The sequence below is a fragment of the Bradyrhizobium sp. HKCCYLR20261 genome (assembly GCF_051168435.1).
In the GTDB taxonomy this organism is placed as follows: Bacteria; Pseudomonadota; Alphaproteobacteria; order Rhizobiales; family Xanthobacteraceae; genus Bradyrhizobium.
This window is the reverse complement of sequence record NZ_JBNPUZ010000011.1, coordinates 133,290-154,721: the sequence shown is the minus strand read 5'-3', so window position 1 is coordinate 154,721 and position 21,432 is coordinate 133,290. Positions and strand designations below refer to the sequence as shown.

The following is a 21,432-nucleotide window of genomic DNA, read 5'->3' as shown; positions in this document are numbered from 1 at the left end:
TCGCTGCTGAGGCCGGGGCCGAGATGGAGAGCCATGCTGCGCCGCCTGCTTCAGCCGTTCTGGGTCCTGCTTGCGATCATCTTCCTGATCGAAGCCTGGCTGTGGGACCATCTCGAGCCGATCGTGGCGCGCATCGTCGCCGCGATCCCGCTGCGCCGCCTCAAGCTGTGGCTGGCCGCGAGGATCGAGACGCTGTCGCCGATGCTGACCCTGGTCGTGTTCATCGTGCCAGTCGTGCTGCTGTTTCCGCTCAAGCTGCTCGGCATGTGGCTGCTGATGCACCACCAATGGAAGCTGGCGCTGGTCACGATCGTGTTCGGCAAGATGGCCGGCGTCGGCATCACCGCGTTCATCTTCGACGTCACGCGAGCCAAGCTGCTGCAGATGGGCTGGTTCGCCTGGCTCTATGAAGCCGTGCTGACCTTGCGCCGGAAGGCGGCCGAGCTGGTCGACCCGATCAAGCAGCGCGCCCGCGGCATCCTCAACGACCTCATCGGCGGCAACACCGGCGGCTGGTCATCCCGCGTCATCCGCCAGATCATGCGCTTCCGCCGCAGCGTGCAGGCACGCTGACGCTGCTTGTCGCGGCGAGGCCGTTCATCCCCCACCATCCGTCCGTCATTCCGGGGCAATCATCAGTGCGCAGCCGCAACGTGGCAGCGCGCTGATGATTGAACCCGGAATCTCGAGATTGTTGAAAAAGAACCCCAGCCCACGTCGAGATTCCGGGTTCAAGGCCTTTCGGCCTTGCCCCGGAATGACGGTGCTAGCGGCTCTGGGAAAGCGACTGCCTGCCGACCTCAGTGCAGATGAAGCAGATGCGGCTGGAACAGGCCGAGCATCGTCATCGCGATGCCGACCAGCGCGAGCGCGCCGGAGGCCCAGGCGAGCACCAGCATGCCGGTGATGATCGTCGCCGACGCCAGCACGATCCCGATCTGGAAGGCGGCCGACGCCAGCTCGTAGTGGTGGTACTTCGCCGTGGCGAGGTCGCGCTCCTCCTCGGCGTGCTTGGCGCGGGCGGCGAGCTGCTCGCTGCCTTCGCCGGTCTCCGGCTCCGAGCGGTAGCGCGCCGCATTCTTCTGCCAGTCGTCGATCTGCTTCTGCAGGCTGGCTTTGGTGGCCTCGTCGGGCAGCGCCGGGAGGTTCAGCTTGCCCTGCTCGGCCGCAGTCTGCACCACCGTGCGGCGCACCGTCTTGGCCTGGAAGAACGCCCAGAGATTGGACGCCTCGACGTTCTTGCTGATCGATTCGGTCTGCGCGCCCTTGCCGAGCGTCTCCGAAAGCGCCAGGAACAGCGCGATCACCGAGATCAGCAGCGCGATCTTCTTGTTCGAGCCCGATGCGTGCTCGGCATGCTCCGCATGCTCCATGCTTTCATGTGCGCCCATCTGTTCCCCTCCGGATCAAGCGACGGAACGATTGCCGGAACGGCGGAGGCGGCGCAAGGGAAACGATGTGACGAAACCGTGTCAGCGCCGCGGATGCGCTGACGCGTAGACCTGCAGCAGGCGCTCGGAATCGATGCCGGTATAGATTTGCGTCGTCGACAGCGAGGCGTGGCCGAGCAGCTCCTGGATCGCGCGCAGATCGCCGCCGCGTGACAACAGGTGAGTCGCGAAGGAATGGCGCAGCGCGTGCGGCGTCGCGCTGTCGGGCAGTCCCAGCGCGCCGCGCAGCCGCTCCATCGCGAGCTGGATGATGCGCGGGCTCAAGGGGCCGCCCTTGGCGCCGAGGAACATCGGGCCTTCAGCCGGCAGCGGGTAAGGGCAAAGTCGAGCGTAGTCGTCGATCAGCGCCAGCACGTTCTGCAGCACCGGCACCATGCGGGTCTTGTTGCCCTTGCCGGTGACGATCAGAACGTCGCCTTCGCCGGGCCGAGGCACCTCGCGGCGCTTCAGGCCGAGCGCCTCGGAGATGCGCAGGCCGGAGCCGTACAGCAGCGCCATCACGGCGGCGTCGCGCGCCAGCACCCAGGTCTCGCGAGCCTCGCCGGCGCGCTCGTCGGCGTCAGTGAGCCGCTTGGCGGAGTCCATCGGCAGCGGCTTCGGCAGGCTTTTGGCGATCTTCGGCGCGCGCACGCCGGAGAGGGCGCCGACCTTGCCCTGGCCCTCGCGCTCGAGGAAACGGCCGAACGAACGCAGGCCGGCCAAGGTCCGCATCAGCGAGCGCCCGGCAATGTCGTCGGCGCGGCGCATCGCCAGGAAGGCTCTGACGTCGGCGGCCTCCAGCGCGGCGAAGCGCGCCAGCGTGACCGGCTCGCCCCAATGGGTGCAGAGGAATTGCAGGCACTGCCGGAGGTCGCGGGCGTAAGCCTCGACCGTCTTCGGAGACAGCCGCCGCTCGCTCTTGAGATGCGCCAGCCACTGCATCATCGCGCGCACGACGCCGTCATCGGCGCCGATGAGGTCGGGGAGTTCGGACTCGTTTCCAGACGCTGCTTTCGTCTTTGCCATGGCCTCGTGCTCGCGATTGGATCGGCGTCTGATGGAGCGAAGATCCTCGCGGCGGGCTCGGTCTCAACCTCTCCCCGCCAGGGCGAAGCGAAGCTTCGCTAGGGCGGGGAGAGGTCGGATTGCATCGAAGATGCAATCCGGGTGAGGGGGGCCTCCGCGGGGACGGTGTGAACCACCCGTGCGGCTGCCCCTCACCCCAACCCTCTCCCCGTGAAGAACGGGGAGAGGGAGCGCAGCGGCGCTCGCGGCGACAGGCTCGATCTCAACTCGTCGAGTCAGATATATCGCATCGTCGACCTTTACCGTTCGCTAACTTTGCCGGGCGGCTTTCGCTTCCGCCTCCGCAAGGCTATGTCCGCCCTCATGAACCGCCCGACCGATCTCTTTCCAGGTGCGACCAGCACGGCCGGCGTGGTCGACGTGCTGGTTCCGGTCGCGCTCGATCACACCTATTCGTACCGTGTGCCGCGCGGGATGGCGCTGAAGCCGGGCGATGTCGTCGGCGTGCCGCTGGGCCCGCGCGAGGTTCTGGCGGTGGTGTGGGCGGAGAACGCCAATCCCGATCCGCGGCTGCACAACCGGCTCAAGGACGTCAGCGAGAAGCTCGACGTGCCGCCGCTCAAGCCCGAGCTGCGGTCGCTGGTCGACTGGGTCGCCAATTACACGCTGTCGCCGCGCGGCATGGTGCTGCGGATGGCCTTGCGCATGGGCGAACATCTCGGGCCCGAACGTGTCCGGCTCGGCGTCCGCCTGGTCGGCGAGCCGCCGAAGCGGATGACGCCGGCGCGCCGGCGCGTGATTGAGGCGGTGTCGGATGGCCTGCTGCACGGCAAGTCCGACCTCGTCCGCGAGATCGGCGTGTCCGGCAGCGTGATCGACGGCCTGGTCGACGAGGGCACGCTGACGGTCGAGGCGATGCCGCGCGCATTGCCGCCTCCGACGCCCGACCCGTCCTTCGCCCAACCGGAGTTTTTCGATGCCCAGCTCGTCGGCGTCGAGGCGATGCGCGAACTGGCTGCCAATGGCGGCTTCCAGGTCGCGCTGCTCGACGGCGTCACCGGCTCCGGCAAGACCGAGGTGTATTTCGAGGCCGTCGCCGAGACCGTCCGCCGCGGCCGCCAGTCGTTGATCCTGATGCCGGAGATCGCGCTCACCGGGCAATTCCTCGATCGTTTCTCGCGCCGCTTCGGCGTCCGCCCGCTGGAATGGCATTCCGAGCTGACGCCGCGCACGCGCCAGCGCAACTGGGCGGCGATCGCCGCCGGCGAGGCGCCGGTCGTGGTCGGCGCGCGCTCGGCGCTGTTTCTGCCCTATGCCGATCTCGGCCTCGTGGTTGTCGATGAGGAGCACGACCAGGCCTACAAGCAGGACGAGGGCGCGCATTACCACGCCCGCGACATGGCCGTTGTGCGCGGCCACATCGCCAAATTCCCGGTCGTGCTGGCCTCCGCCACGCCCTCGGTCGAGACCGAGGTCAATGCCCGCAAGGGCCGCTACCAGCGCGTGGCGCTGCCGTCGCGCTTCGGCGGCCAGCACATGCCGCATATCGAAGCCATTGACCTGCGCCGCGAGCCGCCGCCGCGCGGCCGCTACATCTCGCCGCGACTGGCGGGCCATATCCGCACCGCGATCGAGCGCGGCGAGCAGGCGCTGCTGTTCCTGAACCGCCGCGGCTATGCGCCGCTGACCCTGTGCCGTGCCTGCGGCCACCGCTTCGCCTGCACGATCTGCGACGCCTGGCTGGTCGATCACCGCTTCCGCCAGCGGCTGGTCTGCCATCACTGCGGGTTCTCGATGGCGAGGCCGCCGACCTGTCCGCACTGCGCGGCCGAGGAGTCGCTGGTCGCCGTCGGTCCCGGCGTCGAGCGGCTGCAGGAGGAGGCGGCGGCGCTGTTTCCAGACGCGCGCAGCATGGTGCTGTCGAGCGACCTGATCACCTCGATCGAGACCATGCGCGCCGAGCTGACCGAGATCGCGGAAGGCAAGGTCGATCTGATCATCGGCACCCAGCTCGTCGCCAAGGGCCACAACTTCCCGCGGCTCAATCTGGTCGGCGTGGTCGACGCCGATCTCGGCCTCGGCAATGGCGATCCCCGCGCCGCCGAGCGCACCTGGCAGCTCCTCAACCAGGTGATCGGCCGCGCCGGCCGCGAGCAGGGCCGGGGCCGTGGCTATCTGCAGACCCACCAGCCCGAGCATCCTGTCATGAAGGCGCTGATCGCCTGCGACCGCGAGGCGTTCTACACCAGCGAGATCGAGGCGCGCGAACGCACCGGTTATCCGCCGTTCGGCCGGCTGGCGAGCCTGATCATTTCGGCGGGGGACAGGCCCACGGCGGAAGGCTTCGCCCGCCGGCTGGTGGCCTCGGCGCCGAAAGAGGAGGGCGTGCTGCTGCTCGGCCCGGCCGAGGCACCGCTGGCCGTGATCAAGGGCCGCTACCGTTTCCGGCTGCTGCTCAAATCGGCGCGCAATTTCGATCTGTCAGATTACTTACGCCACTGGCTGGCGCATGCCGAGAAGCCCAAGGGCAATCTCAAGCTCGAGGTCGACGTCGACCCGCAGAGCTTTCTTTGATCGCTCCGCGGTATTGAAGTCTGGGCGCGCGGCCGGCAATCTCGACACATGCGCGTGCTGCCATGGATCGCTGCCTTCCTTCTCGCTGCTCTGGCGCCCGCGGCGCTGGTCGCGGCCATCTCAGGCAAGGCGACCCAGATGTTGCCGCTGGCCTTCGCCGTTTCATTCGGTCACGCGCTCATTCTCGGCGTGCCGGCTGCACTGCTTTATCGCAGGAAGCGGTGGGATGGTTTGTGGACTGCCGTCGCCGGCGCGGCGTTGATCGGGATGCTTCCGGTCGGCATCCTGACCTGGCCGTTCAATCCATCCCGCCGCGGCTTCAGTTCGGCGGATGGTGTCGTCCAGGAGGTCGACGGCATTCCGACATTGGCGGGCTGGATTTCATATGTCGAACTGCTGGCGGGTCTTGCCGTGCTGGGCGCGATCGGCGGCCTGATCTTCTGGTCGACGTTGCGCGGTTGCGGATTGATCCCGGTTGATGCGCAGGCCAGGCTCAGGTCTCGTCTCGGTCTTGCGCTTGCGCTGCTGGCCATCGCCGCGTCGGGATCGGTTGCGGCACTCCCGATCCTCTTGGCGGACCGTTCCTGTCACAATGTCTTTCGCGACGGTCAGCGCTCGGTCAGCGCCGTCATCAATATCGATCTCGATATCGCGCAGACGGATTGGCGCGATCTCGCGAAACTCCTGGAGCAGTTCGGCCAGTTGCGACAGATGTCGTTCCTGGACCTCAGCCTAAGTCAGGCTTCGACCGTGGATACGCTCTCTTTGTCGCTCTGTGCCGAGGACGGTCGGGTGATCTCGGTCAATGAGCAGATCTGGCACACCGCTCATCTGCCTCCCAGCAACCGAGGTGTCGGAGTCGTGATCTACGACCCGCGTGGTGGCCACGATTGGCCGGAGCTGGCCCGCGATCTGGTCGCGGCCTTGGAGGCGAAGTGGAATGGAAAGGTTCGCTTTCGCGGTGGCGATGGCCGGCTCGTTCCAGCGCCTCCCGAATTGTCTTTCCCGGCAAGCGCACCGCGCGGATAGCGATCGGTCGGCGGACGCGCGCCCGGCACGGTGAGCGCGATGAATGCGAACGCCAGGGACCGGGACGATCAGGCATTCAATGGGACGCGACGGCTCGCCATCGCGTCCCATTGGGAGCAGCTCGACGTCCTCTCAGCGCACCGAGGTTCAGACTGCATCTTGAGACAAGGTGCCGTGTCCGTCAGCCGTGTCGAAGGAAGGGGACGAGGTCCTGCTGGCTTACGACACGACCTCGGCGGTGACGCGGCCGACGCCGGAGCGGGTCAGGCCGATGGCACGGGCGGCGCCGGTCGAGAGGTCGAGCACACGGCCGCGGATGAAGGGGCCACGATCATTGACGGTCACGATGACGCTGTTGCCGCCATGGGTGACGCGCAGCTTGGTGCCGAACGGCAGCGAGCGGTGGGCGCAGGTCATGGCATTGGCGTTCATGCGCTGGCCGGAGGCGGTGCGGCTGCCGGACTCGTTGCCGTAGTAGGACGCCATGCCCGAGAAGGTGCGGCCGGTGCCGGAGGTCGGCGCCACGGAGGCGTTGGAATTCATCCAGGACGAGTTGTTGTTCGACCAGCCGTTCGAAAAGGAATCTGCCGCGGGCTGAGCGGCCTGGCGCGCGTGATGATGATGGTGGTGTCGCGCGTGATGATGGTGATGCCTGGAGCGGGCCGAGGCTTCTGTCGCGGTGCCACCGACGATCAGCGTGACGGCAACGGCGAGCGCGGTACGCGAGCCGGCAATCTTGCCAGCCGAGAGGTTCTTCAGTTTCAGCATCTAGATCAGTCCCTCGAAACAGTATTGCTGCCTTCTGCAGCCAGTGGACCCCCGTCAGGTATTGAGGCGCGCGCCGTTTGATGGCGCAATGAGGCACGAATGGGGCAGTAGAAATTGTTCCGTTCGTCTCGAATTATCTTGAGACCTACGTTCTTCATCACGGAAAATTCCGTAATCAGGTCAATTAACACTTCATTAAGCAATTAATACTTCGGATTACTGTTGAGTTAAGTTCTCATTGAGTTTGATAGCCCCTTGACAAGTAATCCCGGCGGAAGCGGCCCGACTGGCCGCGCCTCTACCCGAGCACCATGCAAGGCCAAACCGGCATAGCGGCCATGCAGCAACAGTTGGAACAGGGTTCAGGGAAATCGGTATCGCGGTCGGGTCCCGCTGGCCCCCGCGAGGGGGACCCAATACCCCGCTCGCGCCGTGCGCTTGCGCCGCGGCAACAACGTGCCGAATAGCGGGCCACCGCTTGTTGCGGCTGCGCGTACGCTATGTTAGCAAAGCGCCGCTTTTCGTGATCAAGCCGCTCCCGCGGCGATCGAAAATCAAAGTCCTGCTTGAATTCCAAGGGCTTAACTGGTTTGCACCGCAGCGGTGCGCCGGTTTCCCTCTTGTGGGTTGGGCACTTATATAAAGAGCGCGCCTGTGGCTGCTGAAGATCCCTCCGTGTCCGGTGTGTCCGGTCGTTATGCGACGGCCCTGTTTGAGCTGGCCCGTGACGAAAAGTCCGTCGATGCGGTCAAGGCCGATCTCGACAAGTTCAATGCCCTTCTCGACGAGAGCGCCGACCTGAAGCGTCTTGTCCGCAGCCCGGTGTTCGGCGCGGACACGCAGCTCAAGGCGCTCAATGCCGTGCTCGACAAGGCCGGTATCGGCGGCGTCGCCGCGAACGTCCTGCGGGTGCTGACCACCAACCGCCGCCTGTTCGCAGTCGCCGACGTGATCCGCGCCTTCAACGCGCTGGTCGCCAAGTACAAGGGTGAGGCCACGGCCGACGTCACCGTCGCAGAGCCGCTCTCGGACAAGAATCTCGACGCCTTGAAGGCCTCACTGAAGACGGTGACCGGCAAGGACGTTGCGCTCAACGTGAAAGTGGATCCAGCGATCATCGGCGGGCTCGTCGTCAAGCTCGGCAGCCGGATGATCGACAGTTCGCTTCGCACCAAACTCAACTCGATCAAGCACGCGATGAAAGAGGCAGGCTGATGGACATCCGCGCCGCGGAAATTTCCGCGATCCTCAAGGACCAGATCAAGAATTTCGGGCAGGAAGCCGAAGTCACCGAAGTCGGACAGGTGCTGTCCGTCGGTGACGGTATCGCCCGCGTCTACGGTCTCGACAACGTCCAGGCCGGTGAAATGGTCGAGTTCGAGAACGGCACCCGCGGCATGGCGCTGAACCTCGAGACCGACAACGTCGGCGTCGTCATCTTCGGCGCCGACCGCGAGATCAAGGAAGGCCAGACCGTCAAGCGCACCCGCGCCATCGTGGACGCGCCGGTCGGCAAGGGCCTGCTCGGTCGCGTCGTGGACGCTCTCGGCAACCCGATCGACGGCAAGGGCCCGATCCAGTTCGCCGAGCGCAAGCGCGTCGACGTCAAGGCGCCTGGCATCATTCCGCGCAAGTCGGTGAACGAGCCGATGGCCACCGGCCTGAAGGCGATCGACGCCCTGATCCCGATCGGCCGCGGCCAGCGCGAGCTGATCATCGGCGACCGTCAGACCGGCAAGACCGCGATCGCGCTCGACACCATCCTGAACCAGAAGCCGCTCAACGCCCAGCCTGACGAGAAGATCAAGCTGTATTGCGTCTACGTGGCCGTCGGTCAGAAGCGTTCGACCGTCGCCCAGTTCGTGAAGGTGCTGGAAGAGCAGGGCGCGCTCGAATACTCGATCGTGGTCGCCGCAACCGCGTCCGATCCGGCCCCGATGCAGTACCTCGCGCCGTTCACCGGCTGCACCATGGGCGAGTACTTCCGCGACAACGGCATGCACGCCGTCATCATCTATGACGATCTCTCCAAGCAGGCCGTCGCCTACCGCCAGATGTCGCTGCTGCTGCGCCGTCCGCCGGGCCGCGAAGCCTATCCCGGCGACGTGTTCTACCTGCACTCCCGCCTGCTCGAGCGCGCCGCCAAGCTGAACGAGACCCAGGGTGCCGGTTCGCTGACCGCCCTGCCGGTCATCGAAACCCAGGCCAACGACGTGTCGGCCTACATCCCGACCAACGTCATCTCGATCACCGACGGCCAGATCTTCCTGGAGACCGACCTGTTCTTCCAGGGCATCCGCCCCGCCGTGAACGTCGGCCTGTCGGTGTCGCGCGTCGGCTCGTCGGCGCAGACGAAGGCGATGAAGAAGGTCGCCGGCAAGATCAAGGGCGAGCTGGCGCAGTACCGCGAAATGGCAGCCTTCGCGCAGTTCGGCTCGGACCTCGACGCCGCCACCCAGCGCCTGTTGAACCGCGGTTCGCGCCTGACCGAGCTCCTGAAGCAGCCGCAGTTCTCGCCGCTGAAGATGGAAGAGCAGGTCTGCGTGATCTGGGCCGGCACCAATGGCTATCTCGACGGTCTGCCGCTGAACAAGGTTCGTTCGTTCGAGGACGGCCTGCTGTCGCTGCTGCGCGGCAAGCACGCTGATCTCCTGAACACGATCCGCGACACGCGCGATCTGTCCGACGACAGCGCGGCCAAGCTGAAGGCTGCGGTCGAAGGCTTCGCCAAGACCTTCTCCTGATTGGATCAGGAGGCGGTGGCCGGGCGACCGGCCACCCACGTCTTTTCGACGTGGACCAAGACGTCACGCCAGGCACACGGCCTGGCGCTTAGGATTTTGATGGGTTGAGCGGCCAAGTCCTATGAGGGCGGGCCGCCGGGGTGAGCTAACGAGCCATGGCGTCACTGAAAGATATGCGCGTCCGCATCGCCTCGACCAAGGCGACGCAGAAGATCACCAAGGCCATGCAGATGGTCGCGGCCTCCAAGCTGCGCCGCGCGCAGCTGGCGGCCGAGGCGGCGCGTCCCTATGCCGAGAAGATGGACGCTGTCATCTCGAATATCGCGGCAGCCTCCGCCGGCTCGCCGGCGAGCTCGAAGCTGCTGGCCGGCACCGGTCGTGATCAGGTCCACCTGCTGCTGGTCTGCACCGGCGAGCGCGGCCTGTCCGGCGCGTTCAACTCGTCGATCGTGCGCTTGGCGCGCGAGCGCGCGCTGGCCCTGATGAACCAGGGCAAGGAAGTGAAGTTCTTCTGCGTCGGCCGCAAGGGCTATGAGCAGCTCCGCCGCCAGTTCGAGAAACAGATCATCGCCCATGTCGACCTGCGCTCGGTGCGCCAGATCGGCTTCGTCAACGCCGAGGAGATCGCCAAGCAGGTGATCTCCCGCTTCGACGCCGGCGAGTTCGACGTCTGCACCCTGTTCTATTCGCGCTTCAAGTCGGTGATCGCGCAGATCCCGACCGCACAGCAGATCATTCCGCTGGTGGTCGAGGCGCCCGCCGCCAACGCCGCGCCGGTCGCGCTCTACGAGTACGAGCCGGAGGAGGACGAGATCCTGTCCGCGCTGCTACCGCGCAACGTCGGCGTCCAGATCTTCCGCGCGCTGCTCGAGAACAACGCCTCGTTCTACGGCGCGCAGATGTCGGCGATGGACAACGCCACCCGCAACGCCGGCGAGATGATCCGCAAGCAGACGCTGGTCTACAACCGCACGCGTCAGGCGATGATCACCAAGGAACTGATCGAAATCATTTCGGGTGCCGAGGCGGTCTAACCGCGCCGCGCCCGCTGGAAGCCAACACGTTCAATATCCGCGGTCCAAAGGACTGCGCCTGAAATTCGGATCGTAAGGAGAGAGATGAGATGGCTACCGCAGCCAACCAGATCGGTCGCGTCACCCAGGTGATCGGCGCTGTCGTCGACGTTCAGTTCGAAGGTCACCTGCCCGCAATTCTCAACTCGCTGGAAACGAAGAACGGCGGCAACCGCCTCGTGCTCGAGGTCGCGCAGCATCTCGGTGAGTCCACCGTGCGCGCGATCGCGATGGACACGACCGAAGGTCTGGTCCGCGGCCAGGAAGTGACCGACACCGGCGCTCCGATCCGCGTTCCCGTCGGCGAAGGCACGCTCGGCCGCATCATCAACGTCATTGGCGAGCCGATCGACGAAGCCGGCCCTGTCAAGGCCGACAACGTCCGCGCCATCCACCAGGAAGCGCCGAGCTACACCGACCAGTCGACCGAGGCCGAGATCCTCGTCACCGGCATCAAGGTCGTCGACCTCCTCGCTCCCTACGCCAAGGGCGGCAAGATCGGCCTGTTCGGCGGCGCCGGCGTCGGCAAGACCGTGCTGATTCAGGAGCTGATCAACAACGTCGCCAAGGCGCACGGCGGCTACTCGGTGTTCGCCGGCGTGGGTGAGCGTACCCGCGAGGGCAACGACCTCTATCACGAGTTCATCGAATCCAAGGTCAACGCCGATCCGCACAATCCGGATCCGAGCGTCAAGTCGAAGTGCGCGCTGGTGTTCGGCCAGATGAATGAGCCGCCGGGCGCCCGCGCCCGCGTCGCGCTCACCGGTCTGACCATCGCGGAAGACTTCCGCGACAAGGGCCAGGACGTGCTGTTCTTCGTCGACAACATCTTCCGCTTCACCCAGGCCGGCTCGGAAGTGTCGGCGCTGCTCGGCCGTATTCCTTCGGCCGTGGGTTATCAGCCGACGCTCGCCACCGACATGGGCGCGCTGCAGGAGCGCATCACCACCACCACCAAGGGCTCGATCACCTCGGTGCAGGCCATCTACGTGCCGGCCGACGACTTGACCGACCCGGCGCCGGCGACCTCCTTCGCCCACTTGGACGCGACCACGACGCTGTCGCGCTCGATCGCTGAAAAGGGCATCTATCCGGCGGTCGACCCGCTCGACTCCACCTCGCGCATGCTCTCCCCGCTGGTCGTCGGCGAGGAGCACTACGCGGTCGCCCGCCAGGTGCAGCAGGTGCTCCAGCGCTACAAGGCGCTGCAGGACATCATCGCCATCCTGGGCATGGACGAGCTCTCGGAAGAGGACAAGCTGACCGTGGCGCGCGCCCGCAAGGTCGAGCGCTTCATGTCGCAGCCGTTCCACGTCGCCGAAATCTTCACGGGATCGCCGGGCAAGTTCGTCGAGCTCGCCGACACCATCAAGGGCTTCAAGGGCCTGGTGGAAGGCAAGTACGACCACCTGCCGGAGGCTGCCTTCTACATGGTCGGCACCATCGAAGAGGCGGTCGAGAAGGGCAAGAAGCTGGCCGCCGAGGCGGCCTAAGCGACTGGCGAATGGGGGAGTAGCGAACAGGACTATTCGCTGCTCCCTTCCTAGCTCGCACTTCGCCACTCGCTATCAGCAGGTTCTCTCATGGCAACTTTCCACTTCGATCTCGTTTCGCCGGAAAAGATCGCCTTCTCGGGCGAGGTCGACCAGGTCGACGTTCCCGGCGAGCAGGGTGATTTCGGCGTCCTCGCCGGCCACGCGCCGTTCGTCGCCACTTTGCGTCCGGGCATTCTGACGGTGACCACGGGCGGAACGCAGCAGAAGATCATCGTGCTCGGCGGCCTCGCCGAGATCTCCGAGAAGGGTCTCACCATCCTCGCCGACGTCGCGACGTCGCTGAAGGAGCTGGACCACACCGCATTCGCGGCCGAAATCTCGGGCATGGAAGCGAAGCTGAACGAGAAGCAGGGCAACGAGCTCGATCGCGCGATCGAGCGGCTCGATCACTTCAAGACGATCCAGCAGCAGCTCAACTCGACGGCGTTGCACTGATCGATCAGCGACATCTGAACGAATGTTCATGGCCGGGCTTTGCCCGGCCATTTTCGTCTGCGGGCTCGAACGCGCCGCAGCCACGGATGACTACTTCAAGGGAAGCCGGTTGCGCGGCCGCCGATCCGGCGGCATTCTCGCGGCCGTTCGGATGAGCGTGGTGAGATGGCAGGGCAGATCGTCTTGAAGCGCAAGATCGCGGCGATTTTCGCCGCCGATATCGCCGGCTATTCGCGCCTCGTTGCCGAGGATGAAGAGGAGACGCTGCGGCGTCTCGCGGCCTATCGCGAGGTCGTCGACGACTTCATCGCCCGCGCCGGCGGCCGCATCTTCAACACCGCCGGCGATGCCGTTCTCGCGGAGTTTCCGAGCGCCGTCGAGGCCGTCCGCTGCGCGATCGACATCCAGGAGAGCCTGCGCACGCGCAACATGGCGTTCCCGCCGAACCGGCAGATGAGCTACCGCATCGGCATCACCATCGGCGACGTCGTCGAACGCGACGGCGATCTGCTCGGCGACGGCGTCAACATCGCCGCACGTCTCGAAGGGCTCGCCGATGTCGGCGGCATCTGCATCTCGCGCGCAGTGCATGAGCAGGTCGCCAACAAGCTCTCGGTGCAGTTCGCCGACATGGGCGCGCGCGAGGTCAAGAACATCCCGACGCCGGTGCACGCCTATCGCGTCGCGATGCGCCGCGAGGACGGCACCTACGCGCCGCTGAAGGACAAGAGCGCGCCCGGGTCATTCGGCAAGCGCCTGCTTCAGGCCGGTGTCGCCGTCGTGGTGCTGATGGTGGCCGTTGGCGTCGGCACCGCGCTCTACCTCGATCACCGCGATCCGAAGCCCGCGCAGCGCGATGCGGCCAAAGCCGCGGCCGAGGCGCTGTCGCGGCTGTCGGCGACGCCGACATCATCCGGGCAACCGTCAGCCTCCGCGTCGCCATCGCCGGAGCCGTCGGCCTCGCCGAGCAGCGCGCAGGCCACGCCTTCGCCCCAGCCGCAACAATCGTCTCAAGCCGGCCCCGTCGTGGCGGTGGAAAAGTTCGCCGCCGATGCCGTGCCGTTCGTCAGCGAGCGCACCCGCATCGCCCTGGCGCGCGACTACGCGCCGGCCCAGGGCTACAAGGCGTTCGCGACCACGATCAACGGCGTCAGCGCCTACGTCACCGGACAGGCGAGCGAAGAGGCCGCCAAGACGGCGGCGCTGGAGCAGTGTCACCAGCGCGCCGAAACGTCGAACGGCCCGCGCAAATGCGAGCTCTATGCGGTCGGCGACAGCGTCGTCTACGCGCACAGCAAGCCGCCGCTGCCGCCGCTGCCCTGGGTGCGGCACGATCCCGCCACGGAGCGTGCGTTCAGCGCGGCGGAGATGCCGCTGGTGCGCGACACCGGACGCGCCCGCCTGGAGGCGAACTACACGGCCGCGCGGCGCACCAAGGCGATCGCGCTCGGGCCCGGCGGCCAGTTCTTCTACAGCGTCGGCGGCGACCTCGTGGACGACGTGGTCCGGCGCAATCTCGAAGCCTGCGGCGCGCAGGCCGGCACGGCGTGCCTGATCGTCGCGCTCGATGATGCCTTCGTGGTGCCGGTGCCGGCGGTGATGAAGGCGACCGGCTTCTTCCACGCTGCCAGCCATACGGCGATTGCGGCCGAGTCCCGCGACGAGGTCGCGCGACGCCTCGCCGCCGCAACGTCCGGCTGGAACGCCATCGCGGTCGGCACCGCCGGTCACCCCGGCTACGGCCTCAACGGCGACCGCGAGGAAACCGCGATCGGCGGCGCGCTGGCCGACTGCGCCACCCGCGACAGCGACTGCCGCATCATCGCGATCGGCCCGTTCACGGTGGAAGATAATTAGGCGGGACTCTTCCCGCCGTCATTCCGGGGCATCGCGCAGCGATGAGCCCGGAATCCATAACCACGAGCGGAAGTCGTCTCCACGACAAGCGCCACATCCGTCTCGCGCCTCATAAGGGCTTGTGGCGATGGATTCCGGGCTCGCGCTGCGCGCGCCCCGGAATGACGTATGGAGAGAGCCTGCGCTCCTCAGCCAAGGAACGATCAATCGACAGCCTTAGCTAGAGCAGGATGCGATGACGTGGAAACGCGTCATGCCCCAATCGCCAACACCCCGAGGACGGGGATGGGAGACGCCGCGATCTCAGTCTCACCCTCCCCTGGAGGGGGAGGGTCGGCTCAGATGCGCGAAGCGCAGGTGAGCCGGGGTGGGGTGATCTCTCCACTTGCACCGGTTTCCGCGGCTTCACCCCACCCCGGTCGCCCGCTTCGCGCGCGACCGACCCTCCCCCTCCAGGGGAGGGTGACAGCGGGGCTGACCTCGAAGTGTGCGCTGCGGTAACAGACACGATCGGGAGGCCATGATGCGATTCCGTCGAAACACATCAGGCTCTAGCCAGATGCGCAAACGCCTGCGCCACGGCGCGGTACACCTCGCGGCGGAACGGCACCACCAGCTCCGGCACGCGCGCCAGCTTCTCCCAGCGCCAGGCGTCGAACTCGGCCGGCATGCCGTTGCGCGGCGTCACCGGGTCGATGTCGCTCTCGCTGCCGGTGAAGCGCATGGCGAACCATTTCTGGCGCTGGCCGCGGAAGCCGGCGAGGCGGTGGTTGGGATCCTCGAACGGCGGAAATTCGTAAGTCAGCCAGTCGGTCTCGGCGAGGATGTCGGCGTCGCGGATGCCGGTCTCCTCCCACAGCTCGCGCCGCGCGGCGGCCTGCAGGTCCTCGCCGGGATCGACGCCGCCCTGCGGCATCTGCCATTCCAGGCCGGGCAGCACGATCTCCGGCCCATCGTCGCGAAAGCGGCGTCCGAGGAAAACGAGGCCTTCGGCATTGAGCAGCGCGATGCCGACGTTGGGACGATAGGGTCTGGTTTCAGTCATGCTCGCATCCGTGGACCATCGTCCGCCATGGCAACGCATGGTGACGGCGTTGTCGCGACGGATCTGCAGAGATTTTCTGCAGTGCAAGCGTATGACACGGTTTCAAGGCCCGCGTCGTCGTCGATCTCCAGGGGCCGGCTCAGTCGCCTGCCAATGTCGCGAATTCCTTCACCACTCGCTCATAGACCGGTCGCTTGAACGGCACGATCAATGCGGGGAGGTTATGCATCGGCTCCCACCGCCAGGTGATGAACTCGGCCTTGTGATGGCCGCCGCCCGGGCGCTCCACGTCGATCTCGGAATCGGCTCCGGTGAAGCGCAGGGCAAACCATTTCTGGCGCTGGCCGCGATAGCGGCCCTTCCAGGCGCGGCCCGCCACCGTGCGCGGAATATCGTAGGTCAGCCAGTCGTCGATCTCGGCGAGCTTCTCGACGGAGCGGACGCTGGTCTCCTCATAGAGCTCGCGCTTGGCCGCTTCCCAGGCATCCTCGCCGGGATCGACGCCGCCCTGGGGCATCTGCCAGACATGGGTGTCGTCGACATGCTCGATCCCGCCCGCGCGGCGACCGATGAAGACCAGCCCCTTCGTGTTGATCAGCGTGATGCCGACGCAGGTGCGGTAGGGCAGGTCCTCGTAGCGCGTCATTCCGTCTCGGCCTTCCTGCGGAGCCTGGCGTCGTCGCGCAGACCCCGCGCTCGCGTCGCCGCAGCAGCAGCGAAAGCGCGTTCAATTCGATTTTGATTTCAGCATCGCCGTTGTCAATGGCACCAGCAGAATGCCCTTGCGCTCCAGACCCTTGATCCACGTTCCGATGCGGTCGATCGAGACCGGCAGGGCCGAGGCCGTCCCGACGGCGACGCCGCGCTCCTTGGCCAGACTCTCCAGCTTGGCCAGCGCGTTGTCGATCTCGACCGGCGTCGGCACGGCGTCGATGGTGACGTCGCCCTTGGCAAACGGCATCGCCCGGCCGGCGGCCAGCGAGCCGGCCACGCTGCGCGGCGCCGCGCCGTCGTCGAACAGCGCCAGTCCCCGCTTGGCGGCCTCGCTCACGATCGGCTGCATCGCGGCCTCGGTGGCGACGAACCGCGCGCCCATGAAATTGCCGATCCCGACATATCCCTGCAGCCGGCTCATGTGCCAGAACAGGCGATCAATGTTCTGGTCCGGTCCGAGCGTCGCGAGCAGCGTCTGCGGGCCCGGGTCGTTGTCGGGATAGTCGTAGGGCTCCATCGGCACCTGAAGCAGGATCTCGTGACGCTGCGCGCGGGCGCGCTCGGCGAGCTTGGTCGGATCGGCGCCGTAGGGCGTGAAGGCCAGGGTCACCGCCGGCGGCAGCTTCATGATGGCATCGACCGTCTTGGCGGCGCCCACGCCGAGGCCGCCGATCACGATCGCGACCGAGGGCATGCGGGCCGCCTTGGCCCGGTCAGCGTCGGCGGCATAGGCCGTGAACGGCTTCAGCCCGTCAACCATCACCGGGATCATGCCGTAGCGGGTTTTCTCCAGGAGTCGCGGATCGACCCCGATCATGGCTGCCGAAGGCGTCGCTGCGCCCGGCTCGGCAGTGTCGCTGCCACCGATCGCGACCTCCTGGCGTGCCCCGCTGGAGCCATCGATGATGGTGACGGTCTTGCGCTCGCCGCCATCCGCCTTGGTCGCCGGTGCCGCGCCAGGCTCGGCCTTCGCATCCGGCTTGGTCTCGGGTTTGGCGGCTGCCTTGTCGTCCGGCTTGGCGCCCTCGTTGATCGCGACCCTGACGACCGGTTCGCCGCCGAGCGGATTGTCGCCAAACAGCGCAAAGCCGGCGAAGACGACCAGGAACAGGCCGAGCAGCACGGCGAGCGCCTGCAGGCCTGTAAAGGGAAGCCGAATGCGGCGCCTGCGACGCTTCTCCGTCTGCCCGAGCGGGGCGCTCAGCTCATCGGCCGTCTCTGTCATCGAAATTCCCGAATCAATCGGGCCGACGATACCACGGCGAAGATTCGGACGCAGGGGCCGTGTCCGCAAGCCCGTAGATCGGCGGAGCGGCGTGCAGAAACGGCACAAAAGAGAAGGGCGGCCGTGGAGCCGCCCTTCCCGTCGAATGTCGCGTTGGCCGATCAGTTGGCCGCGATCAGTTGGCTTTTGGCTTGTCGGCCGCGGCCTTCTCGGTCGGTGCCGGCGTGTTGGCGCTGTTCTTGATGCCGTGCAGCAGGTCGGCGGCGAGCTTGAGCGCCTTGTCGTCCTTGGCATCCGGCGGAACGTAGGACTGCGAGCCGGTCTTCTCGTCGCCGTCGTTCTTGAGGTGGCCGCGCAGCGAAGCCTCACCCTTGGTGTCGGTGCGGGACTTCAGCTCCTCCGGCACATCCTGCAGCACCTCGATATCCGGCACGATGCCCTTGGCCTGGATCGACTTGCCCGACGGCGTGTAGTAGCGCGCGGTGGTCAGGCGCAGCGCGCCGTTGCCGGCGCCGAGCGGAATGATGGTCTGCACAGAGCCCTTGCCGAACGAGCGCGTGCCGACCAGGGTCGCGCGCTTGTGGTCCTGCAGCGCGCCGGCCACGATCTCGGAGGCCGAGGCCGAGCCGCCGTTGATCAGCACGATGACCGGCTTGCCCTTGGTGAGGTCGCCGGCATGCGCCGAGCGGCGCTGCGTTTCCTCGGCATTGCGGCCGCGAGTCGAGACGATCTCGCCGCGCTCCAGGAACGCATCCGACACGGTCACGGCTTCCTCGAGCAGGCCGCCCGGGTTGTTGCGAAGGTCGATGACATAGCCCTTGAGCTTGTCGCCGATCTGGTTCTGCAGGTCCGCGACGCTCTTCTTCAAGCCTTCGGTGGTCTGCTCGTTGAAGGTGGTGATGCGGATATAGGCGATGTCGTCGGATTCGATGCGCGAGCGCACCGAGCGGACGCGGATGTTGTCGCGGGTCAGCGTGACGTCGAGCGGATTGTCGGCGCCCTTGCGCACGACCTTCAGCTTGATCTTGGTGCCGACCGGGCCGCGCATCTTCTCGACCGCCTGGTTGAGGGTCAGGCCCTGCACGGCTTCGTCGTCGAGATTCGTGATGATGTCGTTGGCCTGGATGCCGGCCTTCGAGGCCGGGGTATCGTCGATCGGCGACACCACCTTGATCAGGCCGTCCTCCATGGTGACCTCGATGCCGAGGCCGCCGAACTCGCCGCGGGTCTGCACCTGCATGTCACGGAAGCTCTTGGCATCCATGTAGCTCGAATGCGGATCGAGGCCGGACAGCATGCCGCTGATCGCCGATTCGACCAGCTTCGAATCGTCGGGCTTCTCGACGTAGTCACTGCGCACCCGCTCGAACACGTCGCCGAACAGGTTGAGCTGGCGATAGGTATCGGCGGTCGCAGCGCGCGCGGTCGATCCCATCAACACTGCGCGCGGCTGGGTCGCGAACAAGGTCAATGCCGCACCGGTGGCCGCGCTCAGGAGAATTACCGAAGTCTTACGCATCATCCGCGTACCTTTTCGCCTTCATTTGCGGCCCACCATGGGCCTGGATCGATTGGAGTGCCGTCCTTGCGGAACTCGACATAGAGCACTGGTTGACTCGCATTCGTTGCGAGAATGGAGGCGACCTGGGAGGTGGACCCCATTGTCGCGACCGGCTCTCCCGTCTGAACAAACTGCCCGATGTTGACGGAAATGCGCTCCATCCCGGCGATCAAGACATGATACCCGCCACCCGCGTTAAGGATCAAGAGTTGTCCGTAGCTGCGGAAGGGGCCGGCATAAACAACCCAGCCATCACACGGGGTTGTGACCTGGGCGCCCGGACGGGTTGACAAGGAAATGCCTTTATCCGAGCCGCCGGCGCCGTCAGACGCGCCGAATTCGCGAATCTTGGTGCCGTTGACGGGGAAAGCGAGCATGCCCTTGCTGGATGCGAAGGCGATCGCCGGCGCCTTGCGTCCGGGATTGCGCAGCGCATTTGCGTCGGGCTTGCTGTTGACCGGAACGCCCTGCAGGCTCGCCGTCGACGCCGCCTTGGCGGCGCTCTTGAGATCGAGCTCCATCGTCGTGATCAGGCCCTGCAGCGAATCGATCTGCTGCGCCAGCACCGCGGCGCGGGCGCTTTCGGCCTCCATGTCCTTCTCGGCGGACGCCTGCTTGCGCTGGCGCTCCTCGACCAGGGCGGCGAGGCGCGTCTGATCGGTGCGCAGCTTGTCGCGGTCCCCTGCGAGCTTGTCGCGCTCGGAGGCGATGGTCTTGCGGATCGCGACGAGTTCGCCGAGATCGGTGGAGAGCTTCTCGGCCCGGCTGCGCATTTCCGGAACGACAGCGCCGAGCAGCATGGCGGTGCGCAGCGACTGCAGCGCATCCTCGGGGCGGACGAGCAGGGCAGGCGGCGACCGCCGGCCGGCGCGCTGCAGCGCGGCCAGCACCTCGATGATCTCCGTCCGCCGCGCCTCCAGGGAATTGCGCAGATCCTGCTCACGGCCGTCGAGGCCGCGCAGCCGGATTTCAGCCTCGCCGACCCGGGTCTCCACCGTGCGCACCTGCGCCGCGACGTCGATCAGCTGCTGATTGAGTTTGCCACGGTCCTCGCCGAGCGCGGCGATATCGGCCTTCAGGCGATCCTGGGCCTCGGCGGCCGCCTTCTGGGCGGCACGGGCGGCTTCCAGCTCCTGCTCGCGCTGCTTGAGCTGTTCGGGCGTGGGCGGTGGCGTTGGCGACGCGGTCCCGCCGATGGACGGCCGAAGTCCGGTCTGCGCCGCAGCCGGTGCGATCGGAAGGATCATCAGCAGCGCGATCAGCGACGCGTGGCGCGCCCGGCGGCGGCGGCCGGTTGTCGAGGAGCGAGAGGGGGGCCGCGCGGCGAACATCGAATCCTTATTGTGCTCCCGGCGTCCCTGATTCAAGCGCGGTGATAGGGGTGGCCGGCCAGGATCGTAGCAGTACGGTAAATCTGCTCGAGCAGCAGGACGCGGACGATCTGGTGCGGCCAGGTCGCAGCGCCGAACGCGACCCCGAGCTTGGCTCTGCGCCGGAATTCAGGCGAAAGTCCGTCGGCGCCGCCGATGACGAAGGCCGCGGCGGGAATGCCCTCGTCGCGCCAGCGTCCGAGATGGCCCGCAAAAGTTGTGCTGTCGATGTTCTGTCCACGCTCATCCAGGCAAACGAGCACGGCCTTGTCGGGAATGGCGGCGCCGATCGCGGCGGCTTCCTCGGCCATGCGGGTCGCGGCGTCGCGCGCGCGGCTTTCCGGGATTTCATGGATGTCGAGGCCGCGGAAGCCGAGCTTGCGGCCGATGTCGTCGAAACGCTCGCGGTAGCGCTCCGCGAGCTCCCGCTCCGGACCCTGCTTCAACCGGCCGATGGCGACCACGATCAGGCGCATGCGCACGCCCTAGCACGTGCGCGTTGCGATTCGCACCGTTCGCCGCGGCCGGCCGGCTAGACCGTCTTGGCCGGGTTCGGCCCCTGCGTCCACAACCGCTCCAGGTTGTAGAACTCACGGACCTCGGGCCTGAACACGTGCACGATCACGTCGCCGGAATCGATCAGCACCCAATCGCAATTGGGCAAGCCCTCGACGTGGAGCTTCTTGGCTCCGGCTTCCTTCAGGCCTTTGGCGACGTTTTCCGCGATCGATCCGACGTGCCGGTTCGAGCGACCCGTGGTGATGACCATGTAGTCGGAGTACGCCGATTTGCCGTGCAGGTCGATGGTGACCGTCTCCTCCGCCTTCATGTCCTCGAGGCGGGAGAGGATCGTGCGCAGAGTCTTGTCTGCGTCAGGCTTGTCGGCGTCGGGGTGCGCCTGCAAGGCCGCATCTTGGGTCGAAGCGTTACGCGCAGACTTGGCAACAGATTTGGCAGAAGCCGATTTCGAACTCGTTGCCTTCGTCTTGGGTAAGGCCGACTTGGACAATACAGATGTGGTCAGG

General features: G+C 66.5%; 19 protein-coding genes. 9 read left to right on the top strand and 10 right to left on the bottom strand.

The features are described from left to right. Positions 1 to 33 precede the first annotated feature (33 nt). Positions 34 to 573: a hypothetical protein gene (locus ACQR1L_RS23895; protein ID WP_434860369.1), complete on the top strand. Its 540-nt coding sequence runs from the start codon at positions 34 to 36 to the stop codon at positions 571 to 573. 227 nt (positions 574 to 800) lie between these two features. Here the strand turns inward: ACQR1L_RS23895 and ACQR1L_RS23890 are convergent, their stop codons facing one another. Together ACQR1L_RS23890 and ACQR1L_RS23885 are read right to left on the bottom strand one after the other, a co-directional pair. Beyond that, a complete protein-coding gene (locus ACQR1L_RS23890; RefSeq protein WP_172184327.1) occupies positions 801 to 1,391 on the bottom strand; it encodes a DUF4337 domain-containing protein in 591 nt (196 codons plus the stop codon). A gap of 81 nt (positions 1,392 to 1,472) precedes the next feature. Next, the gene (locus ACQR1L_RS23885; RefSeq protein ID WP_434860419.1) at positions 1,473 to 2,375 is read right to left on the bottom strand and encodes a tyrosine recombinase XerC; all 903 of its coding nucleotides are present in this window, start codon (positions 2,373 to 2,375) and stop codon (positions 1,473 to 1,475) included. A 444-nt stretch (positions 2,376 to 2,819) separates the two neighbouring features. On the opposite strand from ACQR1L_RS23885, the gene ACQR1L_RS23880 reads away from it, so the two are divergent. Together ACQR1L_RS23880 and ACQR1L_RS23875 are read left to right on the top strand one after the other, a co-directional pair. Continuing rightward, on the top strand, positions 2,820 to 5,030 hold the full coding sequence (locus tag ACQR1L_RS23880; protein WP_434860368.1) for a primosomal protein N': 2,211 nt from the start codon (positions 2,820 to 2,822) through the stop codon (positions 5,028 to 5,030). A gap of 48 nt (positions 5,031 to 5,078) precedes the next feature. Continuing rightward, complete coding sequence (locus ACQR1L_RS23875; protein ID WP_434860367.1) at positions 5,079 to 6,059, top strand: hypothetical protein; 981 nt, start codon at positions 5,079 to 5,081, stop codon at positions 6,057 to 6,059. Positions 6,060 to 6,278: 219 nt separating this feature from the next. Here the strand turns inward: ACQR1L_RS23875 and ACQR1L_RS23870 are convergent, their stop codons facing one another. Then, positions 6,279 to 6,827 (bottom strand): septal ring lytic transglycosylase RlpA family protein, encoded by a 549-nt coding sequence (locus ACQR1L_RS23870; RefSeq protein WP_434860366.1) that lies wholly within the window; start codon positions 6,825 to 6,827, stop codon positions 6,279 to 6,281. A 654-nt stretch (positions 6,828 to 7,481) separates the two neighbouring features. On the opposite strand from ACQR1L_RS23870, the gene ACQR1L_RS23865 reads away from it, so the two are divergent. The 6 genes from ACQR1L_RS23865 to ACQR1L_RS23840 all read left to right on the top strand — a co-directional run bounded on the left by ACQR1L_RS23865 (position 7,482) and on the right by ACQR1L_RS23840 (position 14,492). Further along, positions 7,482 to 8,042 carry a F0F1 ATP synthase subunit delta gene (locus ACQR1L_RS23865; RefSeq protein ID WP_434860418.1) on the top strand — a complete coding sequence of 187 codons (561 nt, stop codon included), beginning with the start codon at positions 7,482 to 7,484 and terminating at the stop codon, positions 8,040 to 8,042. Continuing rightward, positions 8,042 to 9,571, top strand: coding sequence for a F0F1 ATP synthase subunit alpha (atpA, locus tag ACQR1L_RS23860; protein ID WP_434860365.1), 1,530 nt, complete (start codon positions 8,042 to 8,044; stop codon positions 9,569 to 9,571). The genes ACQR1L_RS23865 and atpA overlap by 1 nt, the downstream gene beginning before the upstream one ends. 155 nt (positions 9,572 to 9,726) lie before the next feature. After that, positions 9,727 to 10,605, top strand: a complete 879-nt coding sequence (locus ACQR1L_RS23855; RefSeq protein WP_434860364.1) for a F0F1 ATP synthase subunit gamma — start codon at positions 9,727 to 9,729, stop codon at positions 10,603 to 10,605. An 89-nt stretch (positions 10,606 to 10,694) separates the two neighbouring features. Beyond that, positions 10,695 to 12,137: a F0F1 ATP synthase subunit beta gene (atpD, locus tag ACQR1L_RS23850; RefSeq protein WP_434860363.1), complete on the top strand. Its 1,443-nt coding sequence runs from the start codon at positions 10,695 to 10,697 to the stop codon at positions 12,135 to 12,137. A 90-nt stretch (positions 12,138 to 12,227) separates the two neighbouring features. Then, on the top strand, positions 12,228 to 12,635 hold the full coding sequence (locus tag ACQR1L_RS23845) for a F0F1 ATP synthase subunit epsilon (protein ID WP_434860362.1): 408 nt from the start codon (positions 12,228 to 12,230) through the stop codon (positions 12,633 to 12,635). A 165-nt stretch (positions 12,636 to 12,800) separates the two neighbouring features. Further along, positions 12,801 to 14,492 carry an adenylate/guanylate cyclase domain-containing protein gene (locus ACQR1L_RS23840; RefSeq protein WP_434860361.1) on the top strand — a complete coding sequence of 564 codons (1,692 nt, stop codon included), beginning with the start codon at positions 12,801 to 12,803 and terminating at the stop codon, positions 14,490 to 14,492. A gap of 544 nt (positions 14,493 to 15,036) precedes the next feature. On the opposite strand, the gene ACQR1L_RS23835 is transcribed toward ACQR1L_RS23840, so the two are convergent. The 7 genes from ACQR1L_RS23835 to rsfS all read right to left on the bottom strand — a co-directional run bounded on the left by ACQR1L_RS23835 (position 15,037) and on the right by rsfS (position 21,266). Next, a complete protein-coding gene (locus ACQR1L_RS23835) occupies positions 15,037 to 15,537 on the bottom strand; it encodes an RNA pyrophosphohydrolase (protein WP_434860360.1) in 501 nt (166 codons plus the stop codon). Between the two features lie 139 nt (positions 15,538 to 15,676). Next, on the bottom strand, positions 15,677 to 16,183 hold the full coding sequence (locus ACQR1L_RS23830; RefSeq protein WP_434860359.1) for an RNA pyrophosphohydrolase: 507 nt from the start codon (positions 16,181 to 16,183) through the stop codon (positions 15,677 to 15,679). Between the two features lie 81 nt (positions 16,184 to 16,264). Continuing rightward, complete coding sequence (locus ACQR1L_RS23825) at positions 16,265 to 17,476, bottom strand: divergent polysaccharide deacetylase family protein (RefSeq protein WP_434860358.1); 1,212 nt, start codon at positions 17,474 to 17,476, stop codon at positions 16,265 to 16,267. 175 nt (positions 17,477 to 17,651) lie between these two features. Next, positions 17,652 to 18,998: a S41 family peptidase gene (locus ACQR1L_RS23820; protein WP_434860357.1), complete on the bottom strand. Its 1,347-nt coding sequence runs from the start codon at positions 18,996 to 18,998 to the stop codon at positions 17,652 to 17,654. After that, positions 18,995 to 20,368, bottom strand: a complete 1,374-nt coding sequence (locus ACQR1L_RS23815; protein WP_434860356.1) for a murein hydrolase activator EnvC family protein — start codon at positions 20,366 to 20,368, stop codon at positions 18,995 to 18,997. The genes ACQR1L_RS23820 and ACQR1L_RS23815 overlap by 4 nt, the downstream gene beginning before the upstream one ends. 32 nt (positions 20,369 to 20,400) lie before the next feature. Next, positions 20,401 to 20,883 (bottom strand): 23S rRNA (pseudouridine(1915)-N(3))-methyltransferase RlmH, encoded by a 483-nt coding sequence (gene rlmH, locus ACQR1L_RS23810; protein WP_434860355.1) that lies wholly within the window; start codon positions 20,881 to 20,883, stop codon positions 20,401 to 20,403. Positions 20,884 to 20,939: 56 nt separating this feature from the next. Further along, positions 20,940 to 21,266 carry a ribosome silencing factor gene (gene rsfS / locus ACQR1L_RS23805; protein ID WP_306577791.1) on the bottom strand — a complete coding sequence of 109 codons (327 nt, stop codon included), beginning with the start codon at positions 21,264 to 21,266 and terminating at the stop codon, positions 20,940 to 20,942. Positions 21,267 to 21,432: the final 166 nt, after the last annotated feature.

What these genes read in the sequence shown, in the direction of transcription:
- ACQR1L_RS23895 (WP_434860369.1), top strand. Translation starts at nt 34, where the DNA reads ATGCTGCGCCGCCTGCTTCAGCCGTTCTGGGTCCTGCTTGCGATCATC.
- ACQR1L_RS23890 (WP_172184327.1), bottom strand. Translation starts at nt 1,391, where the DNA reads ATGGGCGCACATGAAAGCATGGAGCATGCGGAGCATGCCGAGCACGCA.
- ACQR1L_RS23885 (WP_434860419.1), bottom strand. Translation starts at nt 2,375, where the DNA reads ATGATGCAGTGGCTGGCGCATCTCAAGAGCGAGCGGCGGCTGTCTCCG.
- ACQR1L_RS23880 (WP_434860368.1), top strand. Translation starts at nt 2,820, where the DNA reads ATGAACCGCCCGACCGATCTCTTTCCAGGTGCGACCAGCACGGCCGGC.
- ACQR1L_RS23875 (WP_434860367.1), top strand. Translation starts at nt 5,079, where the DNA reads ATGCGCGTGCTGCCATGGATCGCTGCCTTCCTTCTCGCTGCTCTGGCG.
- ACQR1L_RS23870 (WP_434860366.1), bottom strand. Translation starts at nt 6,827, where the DNA reads ATGCTGAAACTGAAGAACCTCTCGGCTGGCAAGATTGCCGGCTCGCGT.
- atpA (WP_434860365.1), top strand. Translation starts at nt 8,042, where the DNA reads ATGGACATCCGCGCCGCGGAAATTTCCGCGATCCTCAAGGACCAGATC.
- ACQR1L_RS23855 (WP_434860364.1), top strand. Translation starts at nt 9,727, where the DNA reads ATGGCGTCACTGAAAGATATGCGCGTCCGCATCGCCTCGACCAAGGCG.
- atpD (WP_434860363.1), top strand. Translation starts at nt 10,695, where the DNA reads ATGGCTACCGCAGCCAACCAGATCGGTCGCGTCACCCAGGTGATCGGC.
- ACQR1L_RS23845 (WP_434860362.1), top strand. Translation starts at nt 12,228, where the DNA reads ATGGCAACTTTCCACTTCGATCTCGTTTCGCCGGAAAAGATCGCCTTC.
- ACQR1L_RS23840 (WP_434860361.1), top strand. Translation starts at nt 12,801, where the DNA reads ATGGCAGGGCAGATCGTCTTGAAGCGCAAGATCGCGGCGATTTTCGCC.
- ACQR1L_RS23835 (WP_434860360.1), bottom strand. Translation starts at nt 15,537, where the DNA reads ATGACTGAAACCAGACCCTATCGTCCCAACGTCGGCATCGCGCTGCTC.
- ACQR1L_RS23830 (WP_434860359.1), bottom strand. Translation starts at nt 16,183, where the DNA reads ATGACGCGCTACGAGGACCTGCCCTACCGCACCTGCGTCGGCATCACG.
- ACQR1L_RS23825 (WP_434860358.1), bottom strand. Translation starts at nt 17,476, where the DNA reads ATGACAGAGACGGCCGATGAGCTGAGCGCCCCGCTCGGGCAGACGGAG.
- ACQR1L_RS23820 (WP_434860357.1), bottom strand. Translation starts at nt 18,998, where the DNA reads ATGATGCGTAAGACTTCGGTAATTCTCCTGAGCGCGGCCACCGGTGCG.
- ACQR1L_RS23815 (WP_434860356.1), bottom strand. Translation starts at nt 20,368, where the DNA reads ATGTTCGCCGCGCGGCCCCCCTCTCGCTCCTCGACAACCGGCCGCCGC.
- rlmH (WP_434860355.1), bottom strand. Translation starts at nt 20,883, where the DNA reads ATGCGCCTGATCGTGGTCGCCATCGGCCGGTTGAAGCAGGGTCCGGAG.